Source organism: Streptomyces sp. NPDC055099 (assembly GCF_053607685.1).
In genome coordinates this window covers 582,928-605,203 of the sequence record NZ_JBSGUA010000003.1, presented here as the reverse complement: position 1 = coordinate 605,203, position 22,276 = coordinate 582,928, and the positions used below count along the sequence as shown (strand labels likewise).

Genomic DNA, 22,276 nt, shown 5'->3' with positions numbered 1-22,276 from the left:
TCCGCGCAGCGTAACTTCGCTGTCCCGTCCACGTCAGGACCCCCTCGAACACCGGTCCTAGAGACCGCTAGCATGCGCCCCCATGACTGAAGACGTGCGCAACATCGTCCTCGGCCTGATCGCGGCCGGCCTCGCTGCCGCGCTGGGCTGGCTCGCCCGTACCTACCTCTGGCGGCGCAAGCTCCGCCGCAAGCAGGCCTTCTTCGGGCTGCCCGACAACTCCGAGTCGCTGCTCGTGGTCAACCGCGAGGCGGGCGGCCCCGAGCTGACCGTCGTACGCCACGACGTGTTCGCGCTGCTCGAACTGGCCGCGCTGATCAAGGACTGCGGGGCGCACGCCCAGCTCGTCGCGCACGACGCCGCCCAGCAGAGCTTCGGCGAGCGCACGGAATTCTGCGTCGGTTCGCCGACCGTCAACCGCCGTATGGCCGCGCACATGCACTCCCTGCTGCCCGGCGTCCGCGTCAACACCGACCCGGAGCCGGGTCCGGACCGCGGCGCCTTCCAGATCGGCAGCGAGCGCTACCGCATGGAGGGCGGCATCGCGGAGTACGTGATCCTCGCGCGGCTCACGGCGGGCCAGGGCCAGGAGGCGAGACCCGTCTTCCTCTTCTGCGGCCAGCGCGCGATCACCAACCAGGCGGCGACCCGCTATCTCGCGCGAAACCACGAGCGCCTCGCCCGCAAGCACGGCGGCAACACCTTCGTCCTGCTCCTGAAGGTCGTCAACTCCCAGGCGTACGGTGCCGACGTCGTCGAGCTGGTCGGCGACGTCACGCGCGCCGCCCAGGCCCCGGCTCCGGCGGCCGCTCCACCGCGCGCGTCCCATCGCGCCAAGTAGCCGCGCCCTCACCGAGCGCCGACGGCCGCGCCCGGCTCATACACCGCCTCTGTGACCTAGTCGGGAAATTCAGGGCAAGAGGCAACCCACCGGGACCTTTGACCCTCTCACCGTGCGGTTCCACATTCGCACGGAGGTACGTTCCCTTGAGGCCCCTGAGCTCGCCGAGTCGCCGACGCCCGATACGCTCCCGCCACACCGGGGCCGCGGTCACGGCCGCGGGCCTGGCGGCGCTGACCGCCACCCTGACCGCCTGTTCGGGCAGCTCCCCCGCATCCGCCGACACCTCGGCAGACAAGCCGGACATTTCCGTCAACTTGCAGGGCAAGCAGGCCAAGGCCGGCTCCCCGGTCAAGGTCGAACTGGCCGACGGCAAGCTGAAGCAGGTCACGGTGACCGACGCGAAGGGCGCGAAGCTCACCGGCAAGGTCGCCGCGAACGGCACGACCTGGACCTCGGACCGCAAGGCGGTGCCCGGCACCTCGTACAAGGTGAAGGCGACGACGGACGAGGGCGGCAGCGCGCGGGCCTCCTTCAGGACGGCCGCTCCGGAGCAGGTCAACAAGCTGTCCCTGACCCCCGGCAAGGACACCACGGTCGGCGTCGCGCAGCCCCTGTCGGTCATCTTCGACCACCCGGTGAAGAACAAGGCGGAGGTCGAGAAGCACCTGAAGGTGACGACCTCGAACGACACGACCGGGTCCTGGGGCTGGATCAAGAACTACGACGGCAAGGACCGCGTCGACTGGCGCCCCAAGGACTACTGGGAGTCCGGCACCAAGGTGAAGCTCGACGCCCGCCTCGGCGGGGTCGACTCCGGCACCGGCGGCGGCTGGTTCGTCCGCGACTACGCGACGGGCTTCACGGTCGGCAAGAGCCAGAAGGTCAAGGTCGACCTCGACAGCAAGCAGGCCACGCTCGTGCGCGACGGGAAGAGCGTGAAGACCGTCCCGATGTCGGCGGGCACCCCCGGCGGCGACAAGGCCTCCTGGGGCGGCACGTCCGTCCTGATGGCCAAGGAGGGCACGATCAACATGCGCTCCGAGACGGTCGGCCTCGGCGACGCCTACGACAAGATGGTCGACAACTCGATGCGTCTGACCTGGTCGGGCATGTACGCGCACGCGGCCCCCTGGAACGCCCGCTACTTCGGCAACACCAACCACAGCTCGGGCTGCATCGGCATGAGCGACGGCGACGCCTCCTGGCTCTACGGCCAGGTCCAGGTCGGCGACCCCTTCGAGGTCTCCGGCAGCGGCTCGAAGGGCGTGCCCGACCCGGGCAACGGCTACGGCGAGTGGAACCTCTCCTGGGCCGACTGGCAGACGAAGAGCGCGCTGAACTGAGGGCCGCCGCGAAGGTACACAGCTCAACAATCGTTACCGGTGCGTAACTTACCGACGGGTTACCACCGGTAAGCCGACGCGGTTACCGTCGGGTCACTTTGCTTGCACGAGTAAGGAGTGACCCGTGGGACAACCGCGCAAGGCTCTGCGTACGACCACCGTGGGCGCCGTGTCGGCGACTCTCGTCGCCGGCGCCGCCTTCGGCCTCGCCCCGGCCGCCCAAGCGGCCCCGGCGGCCGCTCCACAGACGGCAAGCGCCGCGGACGTACGTTTCGTCGACATCCCCGGCGACGGCGGCACGATCCTCAAGGCCAACGTCTTCACCCCCAAGGGCGCGAAGACCGGCGAGAGGTTCCCGGCGATCGTGCTGCCCACCAGCTGGGCCATGCCCCAGGTCGAGTACGTCGCGCAGGCCCAGAAGCTCGCCAACTCCGGCTATGTCGTGGTCAGTTACAACTCGCGCGGCTTCTGGCAGTCCGGCGGCGAGATCGAGACCGGCGGCCCCGAGGACATCGCGGACGCCTCGAAGGTCATCGACTGGACCCTGGAGAACACCCCGGCCGACCCCGGGAAGATCGGCATGGGCGGCGTGTCGTACGGCGCGGGCATCAGCCTGCTCGCCGCGGGCCACGACAAGCGGATCAAGGCCGTGGCCGCGCTCAGCGGCTGGGGCGACCTCATCGACTCGATCTACAGCGGCCGCACCCAGCACCGCCAGGCCGCCGGGCTGCTCGGCGGCGCGGGCGTCCTCACGGGCCGCCCGAGCCCCGAACTCCAGCAGACGCTCAAGGACTTCCTCGCGTCCAACCTGGACCAGGAGGACGAGATGATCGCGTGGGGCGCCAAGCGCTCCCCCGCGACGTACATCGACCGGATCAACGAGAACGGCGCGGCCGTCATGCTGGGCAACGCCTGGGGCGACACCATCTTCCCGCCCAACCAATACGCCGAGTTCTACGAGCAGTTGACGGGCCCCAAGCGTCTCGAATTCCGCCCCGGAGACCACGCGACCGCCGAACTGACCGGTCTGCTCGGCCTGCCCAACGACACCTGGACCTCGACCCAGCGCTGGTTCGACCGCTACCTCAAGGGCGAGAGGAACGGCGTCGACACCGAGCAGCCCGTCCAGCTCAAGTCACGCTCCACGGGCGACTACGAGGGCTACCCCGACTGGAAGTCCGTCGGAGCGACGAAGAAGAAGATCGACCTCGCGGGCTCCACCACGCTCCGCGCGAACGTCGACTCGGGCGCCAACGGCGGCACGGTGCTGCTCTCCAACGCCCTCGACCAGTTCCTCAAGATCCCGCCGGTCGCCTCGATGCCGCTGCTGCCGCGGCGTTACGCGGGCGTCTGGCAGTCCGAGAAGTACGCCACGGCCCAGCGGGTGCGGGGGACGGCGAAGCTGCACACCACGCTCACCAGCACCAAGGAGAGCGGCACCCTCGTCGCGTACCTCTACGACGTGGGCCCGCTCGGCCTCGGCAAGCTGGTCAGCAACGCGCCGTACACCTTCCACGGCAAGGCCCCCGGCCAGCCGTTCGGCGTGGACCTGGAGTTGTTCTCCACGGCCTACGACGTACCGGCAGGACACAGGCTCGCCCTGGTGGTCGACACGGTCGACCCGCTCTACATCGAGCACAACCCGTCCGGCGCGCAGCTGACCTTCTCCTCGCCCGCGTCCGACCCGTCGTACGTGTCGGTCCCGCTGCGCGAACAGTGATCACCGGCTGCTGCCGGGTGGGCCCTGGCCCCTTTAGCTACTGCGGACCCGGCAGCAGCGTCCCTGGTTCGGCCGACGCCACTTCCGCGGCCTCGGTCTTGGGATTGCGGCGCTGTCGCTTGGACACCCACTGGGCGAACCACGAGAGCAGCATGCACATCCCGATGTAGATCGGCGAGATCACCAGAACCACGGGGATGAAAGGTAGATCGTAGTCGAGGTTCGACGCGATCAGCTTCCCGGCGTGGAGGAACTCCTCGTAGGTGATCAGATAGCCGAGCGACGTGTCCTTGAGCGCCACCACCAACTGGCTGATGATGGCGGGCAGCATGGCGCGCACGGCCTGGGGCACCAGGACGTGCGTCATGACCTGTGTCTTGCGCATCCCGAGCGCGTACGCCGCCTCGCGCTGGCCGCGCTCCACGGAGTTCACGCCGGAGCGGAAGACCTCGGCGAGCACCGAGCCGTTGTAGAGCGTGAGTCCGGTGACCAGGGCCGGCAGCGGCTGGACCTTCAGCGCCACGAAGACGAAGAAGATCATCACCAGGACCGGCATCGCGCGGAAGAACTCCACGACAAGCGTGGCCAGCCAGCGCACGGGACGGTGCTCGGAGAGCCGCCCCATGGCGAGCAGTCCGCCGAGCGCGAGCGCGAGCACCGCCGAGATGGCGAAGGCCTTGAGGGTGTTCCCCAGTCCCTTCAGGAGGAGTTCCTGGATGCCCTTGTACTCGAAGGGCGTCCACTTGGTCGCGGTGAACTGGTCGGTGTCGAAGAGCAGGTAGACGATCCAGCCGACCAGGGCGAGCAGGACCACGGTGGAGAGCAGACCGTAGAGCCGGTGTCTGCGCTCGGTCCTGGGTCCCGGCACGTCGTAGAGGGCGGTGGACTCGTGGGAGAGGGCTTTCATCGGGCGACTCCCCAGCGCTTCTCGAGGACGTTGAACACGGCGCTGATGGCGAGGGTGATGATCAGGTAGCCGACGGCGATCCAGACGAACGTCCAGATGATGTTGTAGCCGAGCTCACTGAGCGTCTTGTACGTGCCGAGCAGCTCGGTGACGCTGAACGCGCCCGCGATGGCGGAGTTCTTGGCGAGGGCGATGAGGGTGGAGCCGACCGGCGGGATGACGGACCGGAAGGCCTGCGGGAGCACGACCATCGACAGCGTCTGCCCGAAGGTCATACCCAGGCTGCGGGCCGCTTCGCCCTGGCCCTTGGGGACGGTGTTGATGCCCGAACGCAGTGCCTCACAGATGAAGGCGGAGGTGTAGCAGCCAAGCGCCAGGACCGCGAACACCTTGAAGGGCAGGACGAGTCCGAAGCGCGGGAGTCCGAGCAGCACCGCGAAGAAGAGCAGCGTCAGCGGGGTGTTGCGCAGGACCGTCACCCAGGCGGTGCCGAACGCCCGGAAGGAGCCGACCGGTGCCACCCGGAACGACGCCATCACGAAGCCGAGCACCAGGGCCAGGATCGACGAGTACACGGTGAGCTCGACGGTGCCGACGAACCCCTTGCCGAAGGTGGAGAAGTTGTCTGTCAGTACGTCCACGACGCCTCCTCAGCTCGCCGGGTAGCGGTCGATGGCGGGCGGCTTCGGCGCCGGGACCCCGGAGAGGCCGAGGGTGGCGTCGTAGGCCTTCTTCCAGTCGCCGTTCTTCTCCCGGGCGGCCAGCGCGTCGTCGACGGCGAACCGCAGGGCGTTGTCGCCCTTGGGCACGCCGATGCCGTAGGGCTCCTCGGAGAACGGTTTGCCGACCACCTTGAGCTCGTCGGGCACCTTGGCCGCGTACCCGATCAGGATCGCGTCGTCGGTGGTGACGGCGTCGACCTGATAGGTCAGCAGGTTGTCGACGCAGACCGAGTAGGTGTCGTAGGCGACGAGCGTCGCCTTCGGGTAGTCCTTCTGGATGCGCTGGTAGGGCGTCGACCCGGCCGCCGAGCAGACCTTCTTGCCGTCCAGGTCCTGCGGCCCCTTGATGTCGTCCTCGTCGGTGCGCACGAGGAGTCCCTGTCCCGCCATGTAGTAGGGGCCGCCGAAGCCGACGAGCTTCTTGCGGAGGTCGTTGATGGTGTAGGTGCCGACGTAGTAGTCGATCTGCCCGTTCTGCAGGGCGGTCTCGCGGTTCGCCGACGCGATCGTCTTGAAGGTGATCGACTTGGGTTCGAAGCCGAGCGAGGCCGCGACCATCTTGGCGATCTCGATGTCGAAGCCGGAGTACTGCCCGGTGGCGGGGTTCTTCTCGCCGAGGAACGGCTGGTCCTCCTTGGCGCCGACGACGAGGTGACCGCGCCGCTTCGCCTTCTTCCAGGTTCCGGAGTCCGGCAGCTTGAACTCCTTCGCCACCTGGTACTTGGGCAGTTCGTCGGGCTGCGGCCCCTTCACCGGGGGGCTGCCCTCCTTGCCGCAGGCGGTCGCGGCGCAGGCGGCGAGGACGAGCGCCGCGAGCAGACGTGTCGTACGCATCATGGCGGGCCTCCCGTCAGTGCTTCAGGATCTTGGAGAGGAAGTCCTTGGCGCGGTCGCTCTCCGGGTTGCTGAAGAACTCCTCGGGGGCCCGGTCCTCGACGATGCGCCCTGCGTCCATGAAGACGACACGGTTGGCGGCCGAACGGGCGAAGCCCATCTCGTGGGTGACGACGACCATGGTCATGCCGTCGCGGGCGAGTGCCTGCATGACCTCGAGCACTTCATTGATCATCTCGGGGTCGAGGGCCGACGTCGGCTCGTCGAAGAGCATCACCTTGGGCTCCATGGCGAGCGCGCGTGCGATGGCCACGCGCTGTTGCTGGCCGCCCGAGAGCTGGGCCGGGTACTTGTCGGCCTGGGTCGCGAGGCCCACCCGCTCCAGGAGTTCGCGGGAGCGCCGCGTGGCGTCGTCCTTCTTCTTGCCGCGCACCTTGACCGGCGCGAGGGCGACGTTCTGCAGCACTGTCTTGTGTGCGAAGAGGTTGAAGGACTGGAACACCATGCCTACGTCGGCACGGAGCGAGGCCAGTGCCTTGCCCTCTTCCGGAAGTGGCTGCCCGTCCAGTGCGATGGCTCCCGACTGGATCGTCTCCAGCCGGTTGATCGTTCTGCAGAGCGTGGATTTCCCCGACCCTGACGGGCCGATGACCACGACCACCTCCCCCTTGCCGACGGTGAGGTTGATGTCCTGGAGGACATGCAGCTCCCCGTAGTACTTGTTCACATCACGCAGCTCGATCAGCGGATCGACGGCCATGCCCTGCCCTGCCCACTCTCGGCGGTGTCGGTCCGCGCAAACTATCCACGCGAAAACGGGACTTACTGGACGACACGCACGTATGGGCATTAACCGTATTTCCAGTTACGTCATCCCGCGGCTACGCCTCCGACGCCTCCGCGTAGACCTGGGACAGCTCGGGAGCCCCCGTCACCGCCCAGTCGAGCCCCGCCTCGACCACCTGGATCTCCCGCCCCGACGAGAGCAGCACGACGGGGCTGCCGCCGGGCCAGACGTGCCAGGTGGCGCCGGGCACCACACGGACGATGACCGAACCGAGGTAGAGACCCGCGTCGTTGCCGAGCCACGGCAACAGTTCGGGATCGTCGCGCCAGCGCGGCAGGAGCTGGTCGAGCGCGCTCAACGAGGCCGGGGAATCGTCGAGTTCGAGCCCGGCGGTGGCTGCCTGGGAGCGCAGCAGCTCACATTCGGCGAGGAGTTCGGCCACCCCGGCCGGATCCTCGCCGAACGCCGTGGCGAGTCCTGGGCTCCGGTCGGCGGACTGCTGCCTGCGCCACCTGCCGAAGAAGGAGATGTTCATGATCGGCCTCTCCGTGAGGGTGCCTCTGCTCCCCGGTCCAACGAATGTAACTTGCGTCAGTTGATCACGGAATCATGCGAATCCGGCCACGCGGCGGCGAACTGCGGGAGCGCGTCGATGAGTAGCCCACCGCGGTCGGCGCTCTGACCAGGACAGATCTATGTCAATTCCAGGTGAAGTGCGTTGACTGCCGATCTCGGCCCGAAGACCGTTGGTGATAGCTGCCAGCGCACTGTCTGCGGCACTCACGTCCTGAGAGGTTTATGCATGCCTGAGAACCCGATCAAACTGGCCGTCATCATCGGCAGCGTCCGCGGCGGACGATTCGGGACCACGGTGGCCGAATGGTTCGCGGGTCAGGCGGAGTTGCACGGTGGTGTCGAGGTCGAGACGATCGACATCGCGGACTACCCGCTGCCGCTGGAGATGCCCGCCTTCGGGGAGAAGCCCCCGGAGGACGTCGCCGCCGTGTGGAGCGCCCTGAAGGAGCGGCTCGGCGCCGCCGACGCGTTCGTCGTCGTGACGCCCGAGTACAACCACACCTTGCCCGCGGCGCTGAAGAACACCATCGACTGGTACCTCGCCGAGTGGGCGGCCAAGCCGGTCGGCCTGGTCTCCTACGGCGGTGTGGGCGGCGGCCTGCGCGCCTCCGAGCACCTGCGCCAGATCTTCGCCGAGGTCCACGCCACGACCGTGCGGGAGATGCTCAGCTTCCACAACGCGTGGGCGGACTTCCAGAAGGAGGGCGAGCCGGTCAGCCCCGAGGGCAGCGAGGCCGCCGCCAAGAAGCTGCTCGACCAGCTCGTGTGGTGGGCCGACGCGCTGCGCGCGGCGCGCGAGCGCACGCCCTACACCGTCTGACGACACCCCACCTCAGGTCAGGGGCGCACGGGAGACCGCGCGCCCCTGACCTGTGTCATGTCCGGCCGCGTGGGGTTCCCGGCGGCCCTTCCCAAGGAGGACCTTCATGAGCACGGAGCGCAGAGCACTCGTACTCGGGGGCACCGGGTTCCTCGGCCGCCGGATCGCGGCGGCGTTCGAGGCCGCGGGCACCGAGACCGTGTGCGTGTCACGGACCGCGTCCGCGGGCGGCCGGTCCGTCGCCCTGGACCTGGCCGCCGCCGGACCGGCGGAGCTGGACCGGCTGCTCGCCGACACCCGCCCGGACGTCGTGGTGAACGCGGCCGGCATCGCCTGGCAGTCCGACGAGGACGGCATGCGGCGCCTGAACGCCGACTTCGCGGCCCGGCTCGCCGCGGCGGCCACCCGCAGCCCGCACGGCCCGCTGCTCATCCAGCTGGGCACGGTGCACGAGTACGGCCCCGCGCCCGACGGCACCAGCATCGGCGAGGACCACGAGACCGCGCCGACCACCCACTACGGGCGCACCAAACTGCTCGGCACCGAGGCCCTGCTCAAGGCCGTGCGCGAGGGCGGGCTGCGCGCCACCGTGCTCAGGATCGTCAACGTGTGCGGTCCCGGCACCCCGCCCGCGAGCCTGCTCGGTCTCGTCTCCGCCCAGGTGGCCCGCCACGCGACGGACGAGGAGCCGCCGCCCCCGCTGGAGGTGTCCCCGCTGGTGGCCCGCCGTGACTACGTGGACGTACGCGATGTCGCCGACGCCGTGCTCGCGGTGGCCGACGCGCCGGGCGGGGCCGCCGTGGGCCGGGTCTTCAACATCGGCCGGGGCGAGGCGGTTCCGGTGCGGGAGCTGGTGGAGCGGCTCGTCGCGTTCGGCGGCGCACCGGACGCCGTGCGCGAGCGGCCCGCGGAGCATGGCGCCGGGGTCGGTGGCGCCGCATGGCAGCAGGTGGACATCTCCCGGGCGCGGGACGTACTGGACTGGCGGCCGCGCCGTTCGCTTGAGGACTCACTGCGGGACCAGCTGCGCGACCAGCTGGGTGAGCGACCGGGTGAGCGGCCGAGTGACCAGCCGGGTGGCGTCGCCCCGCGGAGCCCGGCGCTGCGCGTCCTGTTCGTGCCCTTCCCCGGAGTGGCGCATGTGCAGCCGATCGTGCCGCTGGCGTGGGCGCTGCAGGGGGCGGGCCACCAGGTGCGGGTGGCCGTGCACCCGGGCATGGCGGACACCGTCGGGGCCGCGGGGCTCACGGCGGTGCCGCTCGGGGCCACGAAGCAGCTCACCGGCGTGGTCGAGTTCGCGAAGAAGCCCGAGCTGCTCGACGTGCTCAACGCCCGGCTCTCCCTGGACGAGGGTGAGGACGACGGGGACGGCGAGCTGTGGGCCCGCAAGTGGGCCGAGACCCTGGGCCCGCTGCACGCGTCCCGCAGCGCCCTGGACGACCTGGTCGCCTTCTGCGAGAGCTGGCGGCCCGACCTCGTGATCTGGGACCCGTTCAGCATCGCCGCGCCGGTCGCCGCGAAGGCCACCGGCGCCGCGCACGCCCGCCTCCTGTGGGGCCGGGACAACATCGGCTGGCTGCGTGCGGAGTCGCGCCGGCGGCTCACGGGACGCCCGGCCGATGAGGACCCCGTGACGGGCCTGATGGCCCCGATGCTGGAGAAGTTCGGGTACGCCTTCGAGGAGGAGCTGCTGCTCGGCCAGTGGACGATCGACCCGATGCCGCCGGCCCTGCGCCTCCCGCTCGGCCTGGAGAGCGTGCCGGTGCGCCGGGTTCCGTACAACGGGACGGCCGCCCTGCCCGACTGGCTCCGGGAGCCGGTGCGCGCGCCCCGGGTGTGTCTGACGCTGGGCGTGGGCGGCCGTGGCGGACAGGTGTTCCGGGAGAGCGGCGTCACCCTGCCCGAGCTGTTCGAAGCGGTCGCCGACCTGGACATCGAGCTGGTGGCGACTCTGGACGCCGGGCGGTACGCGACCGCGGGACCGGTCCCCGCCAACGTACGCATGACGGAGTACGTCCCCCTCGACCTGCTGCTTCCGACCTGCTCCGCCGTGGTGCACCACGGCGGCGGCGGGACGTTCGCGGCCGCCGTGGCCCACGCCGTGCCGCAGCTGGTGGTGCCGATGGAGTTCTGGGGCGAGAAGGCGATCGCCGGTCACGTCGCGGAGCGCGGCGCCGGACTGGTCGTCGACAGCGAGGAGTTCACCCCGCGGCGGCTGCGGGACGGGATCGTCCGGCTCCTGGAGGAGCCGTCCTTCCTGCAGGGCGCCGTGGACCTGCGCGACGAGGCCGCGGCCGTCCCCAGCCCCGGCGCCATCGTCCCCGTCCTCGAAGAGCTGACCGCGCGGCACCGCAAGTGACACGAGCCCAGGAGAATTTCATGACGTCAACACCGTCAACACCCCTACAGCACACCGCAGTTGGATACGCCGTCTTCGAGGAGCTGCGCACCGACGCGCCCGCCACGGCCGAACGACTCGTCGACCTGCTCGCCGCCGAGATACGAGGGTGGGTCAGCGGACGCGAGGGATTCCTCTCCGCGCGCCTCCACCTGAGCCTCGACCGTACGACGGTGGTCAGCCGCGTCGAGTGGGCCGAGCAGAAGCACTTCGTCGCCACGGCCGAGAACAGCCCCGCCGACAGCCCCCTGCGCACCCTCTCCGAGCAGCCCGGAGTCCTCTCGCACACCTCCTTCGGCGGCGTCCCCCAGAGCGGGCTCGAAGGGCCCGCGGCCGACCGGCCCGCGGGCATCATGTGCTACGCCCTGCGGCACGTCGGCGGGCGCGACAACGCCCTCGCCCTGGCGGCCCTGCTGCGCGACGCGGGCGGCTGGAAGCACCTGCACCCCGGCTTCGTCTCCGCGACGCCGTACATCAGCGACGACGGCTCGACCTACGTCAACTACCCGCAGTGGGTGGACGAGGACTCCTTCCGCGCCTACATGGACCACCCGGAGAACCGCGCGGGGCAGGACGCCCTCGCGCGACTGGAGACCGCTCCCCCGCACCTCGTCCTGTGCACCCTGGCCGAGCAGATCGACGCCGACCCCGCCGGGTCCGGGGGGAGCGCGCACAGCACGGGCTCGCTGACCACCGGGGCGGCGTCCCCGCTCAGCCAGATACGGCTGTTCGAGCTCAAGTACGACCCCATGTCCGTCGAGGTGCTCGACAGCCTCCCCTTCGACCCCGCCTGGCGCTGCCTCGAACTGGGCGCCGGGGCAGGCTCGATGAGCTACTGGCTCGCCGGGCGGGCGCACCTCGGCAGCGTGCTCGCCGTCGACGCCGACACCACGTTCCTCGACACCGGACAGGCCGCCAACCTCACCGTCCGGCAGGCCGACATCGAGGACCTCGACCTCGAACCCGGCTCGTTCGACCTCATCTTCACGCGGGCCACGCTGGAGCACCTGCGGGACCCCGACGCGGCACTCGCGCGCGCCCGCGAGTGGCTGGCCCCCGGCGGCTGGCTCGTCGTGGCCGACTTCTACTACCTGCCCGCCGACGAGGCACCGACCGCGGTCGGCCGCACCCTGCTGCGCGGCTACGTCGCCCACATGAAGTCCGTCGGCGCGGACATGAGCTGGGCGCGCGGACTGCCCGCCGCCCTGTCCCGCACCGGTTTCACCTCGGTCGGCAGCCATCTCACCGGCGCGGGCCCCGGGCAGTCCCCGGCCGACGACGAACTGATCGGGCTGCGCCTGCGGCAGGAGGGCCAGAGTCTCGTCGACAACGGCCTGGTGACGGCCGCGGAGCTCGCCGACTTCCTGGACCTGCTCGGCACCCCCGAGGGCCGGGACCTGACGGCCCTGCTGATCACCGCCTGGGGACAGCGTGCCGCGGACTGACCGCCCCACCCCGCTCAAGGAGACCTGATGCGCGTTCTGATGATGTCCACGCCTGTCCCCACGCACTTCACCCCGATGGTCCCGCTGGCCTGGGCGTTGCGGGCCGCCGGGCACGAGGTGCTGGTGGCGGGACAGCCCGATGTGATGCCCGCGGTCGCCGCGGCCGGCCTCAACGGCGTGAGCGTCGGATCGGCCTACCACGTCGAGGATCTGCTGGCCGACACGGTCAAGGAGGGGACACGGCCGGTCGAGGCGCAGCCTCGCGCCGAGCACGAGAGCAAGCTGGGCAAGGCGGGCATGGGCTGGTCCGTGCACACCCGCTACCTCTGCGAGGCCTACGTGGAGACGGCCCGCGCCTTCGGGCCCGATCTGGTGGTGTGCGATCCGCTGGAGTTCAGCGCACTCATCGTCGGCGCGCTGACCGGCGCCCCCGTCGTGCGCCACCGATGGGGCGTCGATCCGCTCTCGGACACGGCACACGCCCAGGCCAGGCAGTCGCTGCGGGCGATGTCCGAGCGGCTCGGCCTGGGGGCGTACCCCGACCCCGCGGTGGTGCTCGACCCCTGCCCACCCTCGCTCCAACTGCCCGGCGCCACGGCGGGAACCCCGATCCGGTACGTGCCCTACAACGGGAACGGAAGGCTGCCGCAGTGGGTCGGTGGCCGCAGGGCCGAGGACGCGCCGCGCCGGGTGGCCGTCTCGCTCGGCGGTCGCACCCTGGACATGAACGGGGTGCCGATGCTCCGCCGCATGCTCCACGTCTTCGGCGCGCAGCCGGACGTCGAGGTGATCGCGACAGTGGACGAGCGGCACCGCGAGGCGCTCGGCACGCTGCCCGGCACCGTACGCCTGGTGGATCCGGCACCGCTGAACCTGTTCCTGCACACCTGCGACGCGGTCGTCCACCACGGCGGCGCGGGCACCACGATGACGTCCACCGCCTTCGGCCTGCCCCAGCTCGTGGTGCCGCAATTCGCCGACCAGTTCGCGCACGGCGACCGGATCGCCGACGCGGGCGCGGGCATCACGCTCGACGACGCCGATTCCCAGAACGACCCCGAGACGCTCCGTGACGCCTTCACCGAGCTGCTCACGCATCCCGGCCACGCCAAGGCCGCCCAGGAGCTGCGCCGGGAGATGTCGGCCATGCCGTCGCCCTCGCGCGTCGTCGCCGACCTGGAGCAGCTCGCGCGGGGCGAGCACCGGACCCAGTAAGGATCACGTTCACGTTCACCGCCGGTCTACCGGCCCAACGGTGGGACTTCTCATGCGCATTCTCTTCGTCGCCTCCGGCAGTTCGGCGACCGTCTACGCCCTGGCACCCCTCGCGACCGCCGCACGCAACAGCGGTCACGAGGTCTTCATGGCGGCCCACGCACAGGCGATGCCCGCCGTGGTGGGCGTCGGCCTTCCGGCCGTACGACTGACCGACCGCCCCTTGTGGGAGTTCATCAGCCAGGACCGTTCCGGGCGCGAACTCCCCCTTCCCGCAGGCCCAGCCGAGGGCGGCCCCTTCGCCGGGGGCGCGTTCGGCCGGATGGCCGCCGCGAACATCGGGCCGCTCCTGGAGCTGGCCCGCGACTGGCGGCCCGACGTCGTCGTCGGCGGCACCATGTCGTACGCGGCCGGACTGCTCGGGGCCCGGCTCGGCATCCCCGTCGTACGTCACGCCTGGGACATCTCCGAGGCCGACACGATCCACCCCGGAGCCGATGCGGAACTCCAGCCGGAACTACGGGAGATGGGCCTCGACCGGCTCCCGGAGCCCGACCTCCTGATCGACATCTGCCCGCCGTCCCTGCAGCCTCCGGGCGCCGCCCCCGCGCAGCTGATGCGCTGGATACCCGGCAACCAGCAGCAGGTCCTGGAGCCCTGGATGTACGCGAAGGGCGATCGGCCCCGCGTCTGCCTGACCTCGGGCAGCCGTGCCTCGCGCGACGGCCACGACAACAGCTTCGCGTTCCTGCGCGACATGGCGAAGACCATCGGCGCCCTGGACGTGGAGCTGGTCATCGCGGCGCCGGAGGACATCGCCGCCGAGCTGCGCGCCGAGTCCGCCGGAATCCGCGCGGGCTGGCTGCCGCTGGACGTCGTCGCACCCACCGCGGACCTGATGATCCATCACGGGGGCGGGGTCACCATGATGACCGCGATGAACGCCGGAGTCCCGCAACTCTCGCTCCCCAACGGCCCGTTGGCCATCCCGGCGACCCAGCGGCTGACCGCCCAGGGCTGCGCCCTCACCCTCCTGCCGGGGCAGGACAGCCCGCAGGAGACCGCCGCGGCCGCCGAGAAGATCCTGGGCGACGCCTCGTTCCGCCGTAGTGCGGGCGAGCTCGCGCGGGAGATCACCGGACTGCCCCTGCCCTCTGACGTGGTCCGCGAGCTGGAACGGCTCTGACCACCCCTCCCTTCCCATCACTCCCTTCCCACCGCGGAGACCTCCCATGAAGATCCTGTTCGCGATGGTGCCGGCGACGGCACACGTCTATCCGATCGTCCCGCTGGCCGACGCGCTGACCGGCGCGGGGCACCAGGTCCGGGTCGCCAGTCCCCCGGAACTCGTCGACACGGTCGTCAAGGCCGGGCTCACATCCGTCCCCATCGGCGAGGAGGGATTCCTCGCCGCGATCAACGAGGAGATCGAGTCCGGCACCGCGCTGCTCGCCTCCCTCGCCGAATCCCTGCGGGACAAGTCGCCCGTGTGGCACACGCGCAAGCCGCTGCCGCCGCGCCCCATGCTGAGCGCGTTCATGAGCCTGTGCAACGCCGGGCCGCCGACGGACGGCGCGGCCTCGGCGCTGGACGACCTGATCGCGTACGCCCGTTCCTGGGGCCCCGACCTCATCATCTGGGACCCGATGTTCTTCCCCGGCGGCATCGCCGCGGAGGCCGTCGGCGTTCCGCACGCACGCTTCCTGTGGTCGGTCGACGACATGGGCTGGACCCGGGAGCAGTTGCGTCTTTCGGGCGTGCGGCCCGGCTCCGAGGACGATCTGATGGCCACGCGGATGCGTCCGCTGCTCGACCGGCTCGGCCTTGAGTTCTCCGAGGAGCTGCTGGTCGGCCAGTGGAGCATCGACCCGATGCCCTCGGCGATGCGCCTGCCCGTCGGCCTGCGCTACGTCCCCGTCCGCCCGGTGTCCTACACCGGCTCCGCCGCGCTCCCCGACTGGCTGCGCGAGGCACCGGAGCGGCCGCGTGTCGCGCTGTCCGCCGGGGTGAGCATGCGCAAGGTCTTCGCGGGCGCCGGCAGGTTCCCGCTGTCCGGCCTCGTGGAGGCGCTGTCCGACCTGGACGTCGAGGTGGTGGCGACCCTCAACGACGCGCAGATCGCCGAGGTGGGCACGCTGCCGGACAACGTGCGCTGCATCGAGTACGTGCCGCTCGACCTGCTCCTGCCCACCTGCTCGGCGATCGTGCACCACGGCGGCGGGCGGACCTTCGCTGCGGCCGTCGCCCACCAGGTCCCGCAGCTCGTCTGCGCGGAGGACGGGCCGCACGTCACCGACATCGGCCGGTTCGTGGCCGAGCGGGGCGCCGGTCTCGTCGTCGACAACGATCCGTTCGACGTGGACACCGTGCGCAAGCAGTTCGTCGGCATCCTGGACGACCCGTCGTTCAAGGACGGCGTCCGGGGCCTGCACCGGGACGCGCTCGCCGAGCCGAGCCCCAACGACATCGTCGCCACGCTGGAGCAGTTGGCCGCGTCGTACCGGGTCTGAAACGCCGCGAGCCCCTCGTCGTACCGGGAAGGTACGACGAGGGGCTGCGGCACGGCCGGGGACCGGACCCGGGCTCCGGGGGAAGTAAGCCCGTGCCGGTCTCCGGACCGTGGTCAGGGGGTCGTGGTCTTGACCGGGTTGCTCTTCGCCGGGCTGTCGACGCTCACGGCACTCGCGGTCTGCGTGGTCTCTGTGGTCTGCGTGGTCTCTGTGGTCTCTGTGGTCTCTGTGGATTCCACGGGGGCCACCTTTTCTGCGTTCCGGGCGTCTTCGGCGTCCGCGGCGTCCTCAAGGTCCTGCGCCGCCACCGTCCGCAGCGGGACCTCGCGGATCAGCCAGGCGATGGCGAACATGAGCACCGCCAGGACAGCCGCGCCGATGATGGTGCCCTGCAGACCGCTGGTGACCGCGGCCTCGTAGGCGTCCCGGATCTTCTCGGGCATGCCCTTCAGGAGCTCGGGCGTCATGCTGGCGCCGTCCGCGGTCAGCTTCCCGGCCTCCGCCGAACCGAGCCGGGCGGTCAGCTCGCCCGACAGGTTGTTGACGTACACCGCGCCGAGCGCCGCGACACCCAGCGAGCCGCCGAGCGTACGGATCAGCGTGACGGAACCGCTGGCCGCGCCCATGTCGCGGGGTTCCGCGCTGTTCATCGTGATGAGGATCGTGCTCTGCATCATGAAGCCGAGGCCGATTCCGAGCACCAGCGTGAGGCCGGAGACGAGGGCCACAGCCGTGTCCACCTGGAGCATCAGGAGGACCAGCGTGCCCGCCACGCTGAAGACGCCGCCGAGGATCGGGTAGATGCGGTACTTGCCGGTCTTGCTGATGAGCCGGCCGACGGTGATCTGCACGGCCAGCATGCCGAACATCAGGGGCAGCAGGAGCATGCCGCTGGCGGTCGGCGACAGGCCCTTCACGAACTGCATGTACTGCGGCAGGTAGTTGGTCGCGCCGAACATGACCGCACCGACGAGGAGGCTGAGCACCTGCACGATGGTGAAGTTGCGGTTGCGGAACAGCCGCGGCGGCATCAGGGGCTCCTCGGCCCGCTTCTCCACCCGTACGAACCAGGCGAACGCCAGGACCGCGACCGCGGCGAGTCCGAGGATCTGCGGGGAGAGCCACGCGTAGCTGCTGCCGCCCCACGTCGAGAGCAGGGTCAGCGCAAGGACGCTGGTGACGAGGAGCGCCGCGCCCGGGTAGTCGATCTTCGCCTTGGAGCGCTCACGCTTCAGGCGGATGCCCAGGCCGACCACGACCAGGGCGATCGCTCCGAGCGGCGCGTTGATGTAGAAGACCCAGCGCCAGCTCAGGTGGTCGGTGAAGAACCCGCCGATGAGCGGTCCGGAGACGTACGCGATCGGCATCATCACGCCGAGCATGGACTGCAGTTTGCCGCTCTCGCGCGGCGGCACCAGTACGCCGATGATCGACATCGCGCCGACCATCAGGCCGCCCGCGCCGAGCCCTTGGACGGCACGGAACGCGATGAGCTGGTTCATGTCCTGGGCCACGCCCGACAGCATCGAGCCGATCAGGAAGATCACGACGGCGGTCATGAACGAGCCCTTGCGGCCGTACATGTCGCCGAGCTTTCCCCAGATGGGGGTGGACGCGGCAGTGGTGAGCAGGTAGGCGGTCACCACCCAGGACAGCCGGTCGAGCCCACCCAGGTCACCCACGATCGTGGGAAGCGCGGTGCCGACGATCAGGCCGTCCAGCATGGCGAGGAACATGCCGAGCATCAGCCCGAAGACGCCGAAGTAGATCGACCTCTGGCGTGCCGGGTTCTTCGTTTCGGTTGCCGTGGTGTCAGGTTGCCCGGCTTCGATGGTCGTCATCGCGACTCCCCAATCAGAGGTGGTGGATTCAGGCCGCGTAAGGGCGGATGGACCGGGCGTCGCGCAGGGCGAGGCCCCACCACGCGAGCTGGTCGAGCAGCGACTTGGCCGCGCCGTCGCAGGCGGGGTCCGTGGGCTTTCCTTCGGCGTCGAAGTTCGCCGGGTAGTTGTGGAAGCTGACGGTGTTGCGGATGGTCACCGCGTTCAGCTCCGCCAGGACGGGGCGCAGCCCCTCCACCGCGCGCAGGCCACCGGACAGGCCGCCGTACGAGACGAAGGCGACCGGCTTGCCGTGCCACTGCGGGTTGTGCCAGTCGATGGCGTTCTTCAGGCCGCCGGGGAAGCTGTGGTTGTACTCCGGCGTGACGATGATGAACGCGTCGGCCGCCTCCAGCCGCGGGGAGATCTTCTCCAGGAGGGCGGAGTTGGCCGGCTCGGGGGCCTTGGTGAAGTCCGGCAGGACCGCGGGGACCGGCGTCTTCACCAGGTCGACGAGATCGGCGGTCATGTCGTCGCGCTGGCCGAGGTGACCGAGCACCCAGTCGGCGACGACCGGCCCGAAGCGCCCGTCACGGGTCGATCCCATGATGACCGCGACGTTCAGGGGGCCATCGTTCTTCTCGGCCATGCGAAGCTCCTTGAGAGTGTTTGTGTACGCCGTATCCGGCGACAAATACAACGTACACATCAGTGTGTACGTTGTCTACTGCTGATACGCTGTATCCAGGTGAACGGGAAGGAGGCCACACCCGTGGCCAGTGAGAAGAAGTCCCCCGCCGCGTCGCAGTGCGAGGTCGGCGACAAGGTTTCCCTGTGGGAACGCCTGGAGCGGCCGATCGCCGCACCGCGCGCCCAGGTGCTCTCCTCCGCTCGGATCGCGTCGGTCGCCGTCGCGATCGCCGACGCGGAGGGGATCGACGCCGTCACCATGCGACGGCTCGCCACCGAGCTCGAGGTCGCGCCCATGGCCGCGTACCGGTACGTGTCGGGCAAGGACGACGTCCTCGAGCTGATGGTCGACACCGTCTACGGCGACCTGAAGGTCCCCGACGACCCCAGCGACTGGCGCGAGACCATGCGCGTCCTCGCCGTCAACACCCGCGAGCTGGTGCTCACACACCCCTGGCTGGCCAGGCTCTCGAAGGCCATGTTCGCGCCGACGCCGAACCGTCTCGCCGTCAACGAACAGGCGCTGGTCGCGCTCGACGCGGCAGGGCTGAGCCCCGAGCTGAGCATGGCCGTGTTCGAGACGGTCAACGCCTACGCGTACGGAAGTGCCTACACCGAGGCGTCGATGCAACTGCTCATGAAGGGGCAGGGCTGGACCCACAGCGATGACGTCAAGATGGCCATGGCCCCCGAGTTCACCTGGCTGATGAACACCGGCCGCTACCCCACCTACCAGCGCAGTGCCAGTGCGGCCAGCCACTTCGGAGACCCACGGGCGAAGTTCGAGTCAGGTCTTGACTGCGTGCTCGACGGGATCGGTGTCCGCATGGGCATCTGACGCGGGGCGCCGCCGGGCGGCCCGGTCGATTGCCAGCGCCGCGACGGCCGCCGCGCAGGAGACGAGCCCGCCGACGTACAGCCCCGAGCGCGCGCCCGCCTCCTCGCTGAGCCGGCCGACGAACAGGGCGCCGAGCGGGGTGGAGCCCTGGAAGACCAGGGTGTAGAGCGCCATCACCCGGCCGCGGAACTCCGTGTCGGTGCCGAGCTGGACGCGGTGGTTCGCCGCCTGGGCGAACCAGACGGTCGCGAAGCCGGTGAGCACCAGCAGGACCACGACCGCCGCGTACGACGGCGCCAGACCGGTGGCCGTCTCCAGGACGCCGAAGCCGAGCGCCGCCACCAGGACCGTGCGGCTCGTGGGGCGGCCACGGCGCGCGGTGGTGACGAAGGCCGCCGCGAGGGACCCGGCGGCCAGGGCCGCCGTGAGCAGGCCGAACGCGCTGACGTCGGAATGGAACTCGGTCTTGGCGAGAAGCGGGAGCGTGAGCTGGAAGTTGAACCCGAAGACACCGATCACCGCGACGAGCGCGAGCGGCAGCATGAGGTCCGGGCGGCCCTTCACATGACGGAGCCCGTCGACGACCCGGGCACGCGAGGCCGGGCGCGCGGCCCGGTGCAGCTCGCCGGGCCGCATCATGCGCAGCGCCACCACGGTCGCCGCGTAGCTCAGCGCGTTCAGGGCCATCACCTGACCGATGCCGAAACTGCTGATCAGCAGGCCGGCGAGGGCAGGTCCGACGACGCGGGCGACATTGAAGTACGCCGCGCTGAGCGCCGACGCGTTGGGCAGCAGCTCGGGGCCGACCATCTCGCTCACGAACGCCATACGGGTGGGAATCTCCAGGGCGTTGACGGTGCCGAGGCCCAACGCGAAGAGGTAGACCTGCCACAGTTCGGCCCGGCCGCCGAGCACGAGGAGACCGAGCGGCAGCGCGAGCAGCCCCGACGTCACGTTCGCGCCGGTGAGCAGCAGCCGCTTGTCGTGGCGGTCCGCGAGCCGGCCGCCGTACAGCGTGAGCAGGAGCAGCGGTGTGAACTGCAGGGCCGTGACGATGCCCAGGGCGGTGGCGGAGTCGTCCGTGAGGGAAAGCACCAGCCAGTCCTGGGCCACGACCATCATCCAGGTGCCCGCCACGGAGACGACCTGACCCGCCGTGAAGAGACGGAAGTTGCGTACGGCGAGCGAGCGGAACGTCTGCATGGGAAGCGCTCACACCCGTCCGGCGAGGCATTCCTCCAGGAACGCCAAGGCCTTGAGGTGGTACGAACGGGCCGCCCAGCCGAGGCTGATGTTGTGCCCGGCCTCGGGGACCCGGTCGATGACGACGCGCGGCGAGGCGAGGCGGGCGGTGAGGTCGGCGACGGCTGTCTCGTCGTGCCGCCACCAGGCCTCGTGCGCGGCGAAGGTCAGCCGGACCGGTATGCGCACGCGGGCGGCGACGTCCGGGAACGTGTCCGGCCAGAGCGCGGCCTCCCTGCCCTCGCGGGCGGGCATCGGGGCGACGAGCGAGGCGCTGCTGCGGAACGTGTTCGGCGGGTAGTAACGCAGCGCGCCCCAGGTCAGCGACCAGCGCCCGTGGCCGCGGGCGCCCGGCAGATCGTCGGGGCCGACGGCGTACTGGTGGCCGCAGCCCGATATGTCGAGCCCGATCAGGGCGGCGCCCTGCTCGTCGGCGGCGGCGGTGAGCGCCAGTTTGCCGCCGTAGGAGTGCGCGAGCACGAAGTACCCCGCGCCGGTCTCGTACTGCGTGGCGTAGTGCTTCAGCGCCGCGTACAAGGTGGCCGCCTGCTCCACCAGGGTCTGGCCGTCCGGGAGTTGGGCCGCGGAGGTGCCGTAACCGGGGCGGTCCACGGACAGGACGTTGTAGCCGAGACTCGCGGCGAGGGTCAGCAGCGAGAGGTCGGGGTGCGCCTGCCCGTCGAAGTAGCCGGCGCTCATCCCTCCGCCGTGCAGCGCCACGATCGTGGCGCGCGGCGGGCGGTGCGGGGCTTCGGCGAGAAGGGCGGACAGGGTGACGCCCGCTCCGTCGAGGAGGATGCGGCGGACTCCCAGGGACGTGGAGGCGGGCGAGGCGGACAAGGCGGGCGAGGCAGGCACAGGGATCAGGCTCCGGTGGTCGTGCGGGCAGGGCTGGGCCGGGCGGTGGGCAGTGGACGGCAGGGCAGGCGGGGCGGGACGGCGGGCTCCTCAGTCGAGTCCGCGCAGGATGTGCGGCTCACCCGCGTCGGTCTCGTCCTCACCGGCGAGGAGGGGCACCGGCAGGGGTGTGGCGTGCAGGGAGCGCGGGTCGGGTCGACGGCGGGCGGTCAGCTCGGACTCATCGGTGATCACAGGGGTGTTCCTTCCTCGGCGGATACGACTGGGCTGCGAAGGGGCCACGACTGGGCGCGGGCGTGCGAACGCGGCGGGATCGCCCGGCTCAGGCACGCCAGCTGCGCGGGCCCGGCGAGCGCGGGCTCCGGTCGGGCCGGCTCCAGCGGGCGGTCGCGCGGTGGTGGCGGGAGATGTCGTCGGGGGTGGCGTCCGGGGCCTGGCGGCTCAGCAGGACGGCGGTGAGGGCGGCGAGCTCCTCCGGAGTCGGGAAGCCCTTTTCCACGCAGATCAGCTCGGTCGACGGCATGTCGTCTCCTCAAGGTTCGTGATGGGCGTGCGGTGGGTGTGCGGTGGATGTACGGGCACGCAAAGCAGCGGGTTGGGGGGGGGGTGGGGGGGGCACCCCCCCGGGGGGGGGGGGGGGGTTTTTTGGGTTTTTGTTTTGGGAAGCCAAAAAAAAGGGGAAAATAGGTTGGTTGGAAAAAACCAAA

21 protein-coding genes are annotated in these 22,276 nt (G+C 70.4%); 10 read left to right on the top strand and 11 right to left on the bottom strand.

Annotation, left to right across the window (positions count from 1 at the left end; genetic code table 11):
• Positions 1-82 precede the first annotated feature (82 nt).
• The 3 genes from ACWFRU_RS10665 to ACWFRU_RS10655 all read left to right on the top strand — a co-directional run bounded on the left by ACWFRU_RS10665 (position 83) and on the right by ACWFRU_RS10655 (position 3,907).
• Positions 83-841, top strand: a complete 759-nt coding sequence (locus ACWFRU_RS10665) for a hypothetical protein (RefSeq protein WP_453685732.1) — start codon at positions 83-85, stop codon at positions 839-841.
• 146 nt (positions 842-987) lie between these two features.
• Complete coding sequence (locus ACWFRU_RS10660) at positions 988-2,187, top strand: Ig-like domain-containing protein (RefSeq protein ID WP_453685731.1); 1,200 nt, start codon at positions 988-990, stop codon at positions 2,185-2,187.
• Positions 2,188-2,311: 124 nt separating this feature from the next.
• Positions 2,312-3,907, top strand: coding sequence for a CocE/NonD family hydrolase (locus tag ACWFRU_RS10655; protein WP_453685730.1), 1,596 nt, complete (start codon positions 2,312-2,314; stop codon positions 3,905-3,907).
• 37 nt (positions 3,908-3,944) lie between these two features.
• Here ACWFRU_RS10655 and ACWFRU_RS10650 read toward each other — a convergent pair whose 3' ends face one another.
• From ACWFRU_RS10650 to ACWFRU_RS10630, 5 genes are all read right to left on the bottom strand, one after another.
• The gene (locus ACWFRU_RS10650) at positions 3,945-4,814 is read right to left on the bottom strand and encodes an amino acid ABC transporter permease (protein ID WP_453685729.1); all 870 of its coding nucleotides are present in this window, start codon (positions 4,812-4,814) and stop codon (positions 3,945-3,947) included.
• Complete coding sequence (locus ACWFRU_RS10645; protein ID WP_453685728.1) at positions 4,811-5,455, bottom strand: amino acid ABC transporter permease; 645 nt, start codon at positions 5,453-5,455, stop codon at positions 4,811-4,813. Before ACWFRU_RS10645 ends, ACWFRU_RS10650 begins: the two co-directional genes overlap by 4 nt.
• A gap of 9 nt (positions 5,456-5,464) precedes the next feature.
• The gene (locus ACWFRU_RS10640; RefSeq protein ID WP_453685888.1) at positions 5,465-6,370 is read right to left on the bottom strand and encodes a glutamate ABC transporter substrate-binding protein; all 906 of its coding nucleotides are present in this window, start codon (positions 6,368-6,370) and stop codon (positions 5,465-5,467) included.
• 16 nt (positions 6,371-6,386) lie between these two features.
• Positions 6,387-7,130 carry an amino acid ABC transporter ATP-binding protein gene (locus ACWFRU_RS10635; protein WP_453685727.1) on the bottom strand — a complete coding sequence of 248 codons (744 nt, stop codon included), beginning with the start codon at positions 7,128-7,130 and terminating at the stop codon, positions 6,387-6,389.
• A gap of 121 nt (positions 7,131-7,251) precedes the next feature.
• On the bottom strand, positions 7,252-7,692 hold the full coding sequence (locus ACWFRU_RS10630; protein WP_453685726.1) for a DUF6278 family protein: 441 nt from the start codon (positions 7,690-7,692) through the stop codon (positions 7,252-7,254).
• A 267-nt stretch (positions 7,693-7,959) separates the two neighbouring features.
• Here ACWFRU_RS10630 and ACWFRU_RS10625 point away from each other — a divergent pair, with 267 nt between their 5' ends.
• The 6 genes from ACWFRU_RS10625 to ACWFRU_RS10600 all read left to right on the top strand — a co-directional run bounded on the left by ACWFRU_RS10625 (position 7,960) and on the right by ACWFRU_RS10600 (position 16,121).
• Positions 7,960-8,553, top strand: a complete 594-nt coding sequence (locus tag ACWFRU_RS10625; RefSeq protein WP_453685725.1) for an NADPH-dependent FMN reductase — start codon at positions 7,960-7,962, stop codon at positions 8,551-8,553.
• 106 nt (positions 8,554-8,659) lie between these two features.
• A complete protein-coding gene (locus ACWFRU_RS10620; protein ID WP_453685724.1) occupies positions 8,660-10,912 on the top strand; it encodes an activator-dependent family glycosyltransferase in 2,253 nt (750 codons plus the stop codon).
• A gap of 20 nt (positions 10,913-10,932) precedes the next feature.
• A complete protein-coding gene (locus tag ACWFRU_RS10615; RefSeq protein WP_453685723.1) occupies positions 10,933-12,396 on the top strand; it encodes a methyltransferase domain-containing protein in 1,464 nt (487 codons plus the stop codon).
• A 27-nt stretch (positions 12,397-12,423) separates the two neighbouring features.
• Complete coding sequence (locus tag ACWFRU_RS10610) at positions 12,424-13,611, top strand: nucleotide disphospho-sugar-binding domain-containing protein (protein WP_453685722.1); 1,188 nt, start codon at positions 12,424-12,426, stop codon at positions 13,609-13,611.
• A 52-nt stretch (positions 13,612-13,663) separates the two neighbouring features.
• Complete coding sequence (locus ACWFRU_RS10605) at positions 13,664-14,797, top strand: glycosyltransferase (protein ID WP_453685721.1); 1,134 nt, start codon at positions 13,664-13,666, stop codon at positions 14,795-14,797.
• A gap of 46 nt (positions 14,798-14,843) precedes the next feature.
• Positions 14,844-16,121 carry a nucleotide disphospho-sugar-binding domain-containing protein gene (locus tag ACWFRU_RS10600; RefSeq protein ID WP_453685720.1) on the top strand — a complete coding sequence of 426 codons (1,278 nt, stop codon included), beginning with the start codon at positions 14,844-14,846 and terminating at the stop codon, positions 16,119-16,121.
• A 113-nt stretch (positions 16,122-16,234) separates the two neighbouring features.
• Here ACWFRU_RS10600 and ACWFRU_RS10595 read toward each other — a convergent pair whose 3' ends face one another.
• Positions 16,235-17,962 carry an MDR family MFS transporter gene (locus ACWFRU_RS10595; protein ID WP_453685719.1) on the bottom strand — a complete coding sequence of 576 codons (1,728 nt, stop codon included), beginning with the start codon at positions 17,960-17,962 and terminating at the stop codon, positions 16,235-16,237.
• A gap of 28 nt (positions 17,963-17,990) precedes the next feature.
• A complete protein-coding gene (locus ACWFRU_RS10590) occupies positions 17,991-18,590 on the bottom strand; it encodes an NADPH-dependent FMN reductase (protein WP_451220793.1) in 600 nt (199 codons plus the stop codon).
• Positions 18,591-18,713: 123 nt separating this feature from the next.
• Here ACWFRU_RS10590 and ACWFRU_RS10585 point away from each other — a divergent pair, with 123 nt between their 5' ends.
• Positions 18,714-19,469 (top strand): TetR/AcrR family transcriptional regulator, encoded by a 756-nt coding sequence (locus ACWFRU_RS10585; RefSeq protein ID WP_453685718.1) that lies wholly within the window; start codon positions 18,714-18,716, stop codon positions 19,467-19,469.
• Here the strand turns inward: ACWFRU_RS10585 and ACWFRU_RS10580 are convergent.
• The 4 genes from ACWFRU_RS10580 to ACWFRU_RS10565 all read right to left on the bottom strand — a co-directional run bounded on the left by ACWFRU_RS10580 (position 19,419) and on the right by ACWFRU_RS10565 (position 22,092).
• Entirely contained in the window at positions 19,419-20,672 is a 1,254-nt protein-coding gene (locus ACWFRU_RS10580) for an MFS transporter (protein ID WP_453685717.1), read from the bottom strand. The two genes, ACWFRU_RS10585 and ACWFRU_RS10580, sit on opposite strands and share 51 nt — an antisense overlap.
• A gap of 9 nt (positions 20,673-20,681) precedes the next feature.
• Positions 20,682-21,569 (bottom strand): alpha/beta hydrolase, encoded by an 888-nt coding sequence (locus ACWFRU_RS10575; RefSeq protein WP_453685716.1) that lies wholly within the window; start codon positions 21,567-21,569, stop codon positions 20,682-20,684.
• Positions 21,570-21,659: 90 nt separating this feature from the next.
• Positions 21,660-21,803, bottom strand: a complete 144-nt coding sequence (locus ACWFRU_RS10570; RefSeq protein WP_451220784.1) for a hypothetical protein — start codon at positions 21,801-21,803, stop codon at positions 21,660-21,662.
• Positions 21,804-21,891: 88 nt separating this feature from the next.
• The gene (locus ACWFRU_RS10565) at positions 21,892-22,092 is read right to left on the bottom strand and encodes an acyl-CoA carboxylase subunit epsilon (protein ID WP_453685715.1); all 201 of its coding nucleotides are present in this window, start codon (positions 22,090-22,092) and stop codon (positions 21,892-21,894) included.
• Positions 22,093-22,276: the final 184 nt, after the last annotated feature.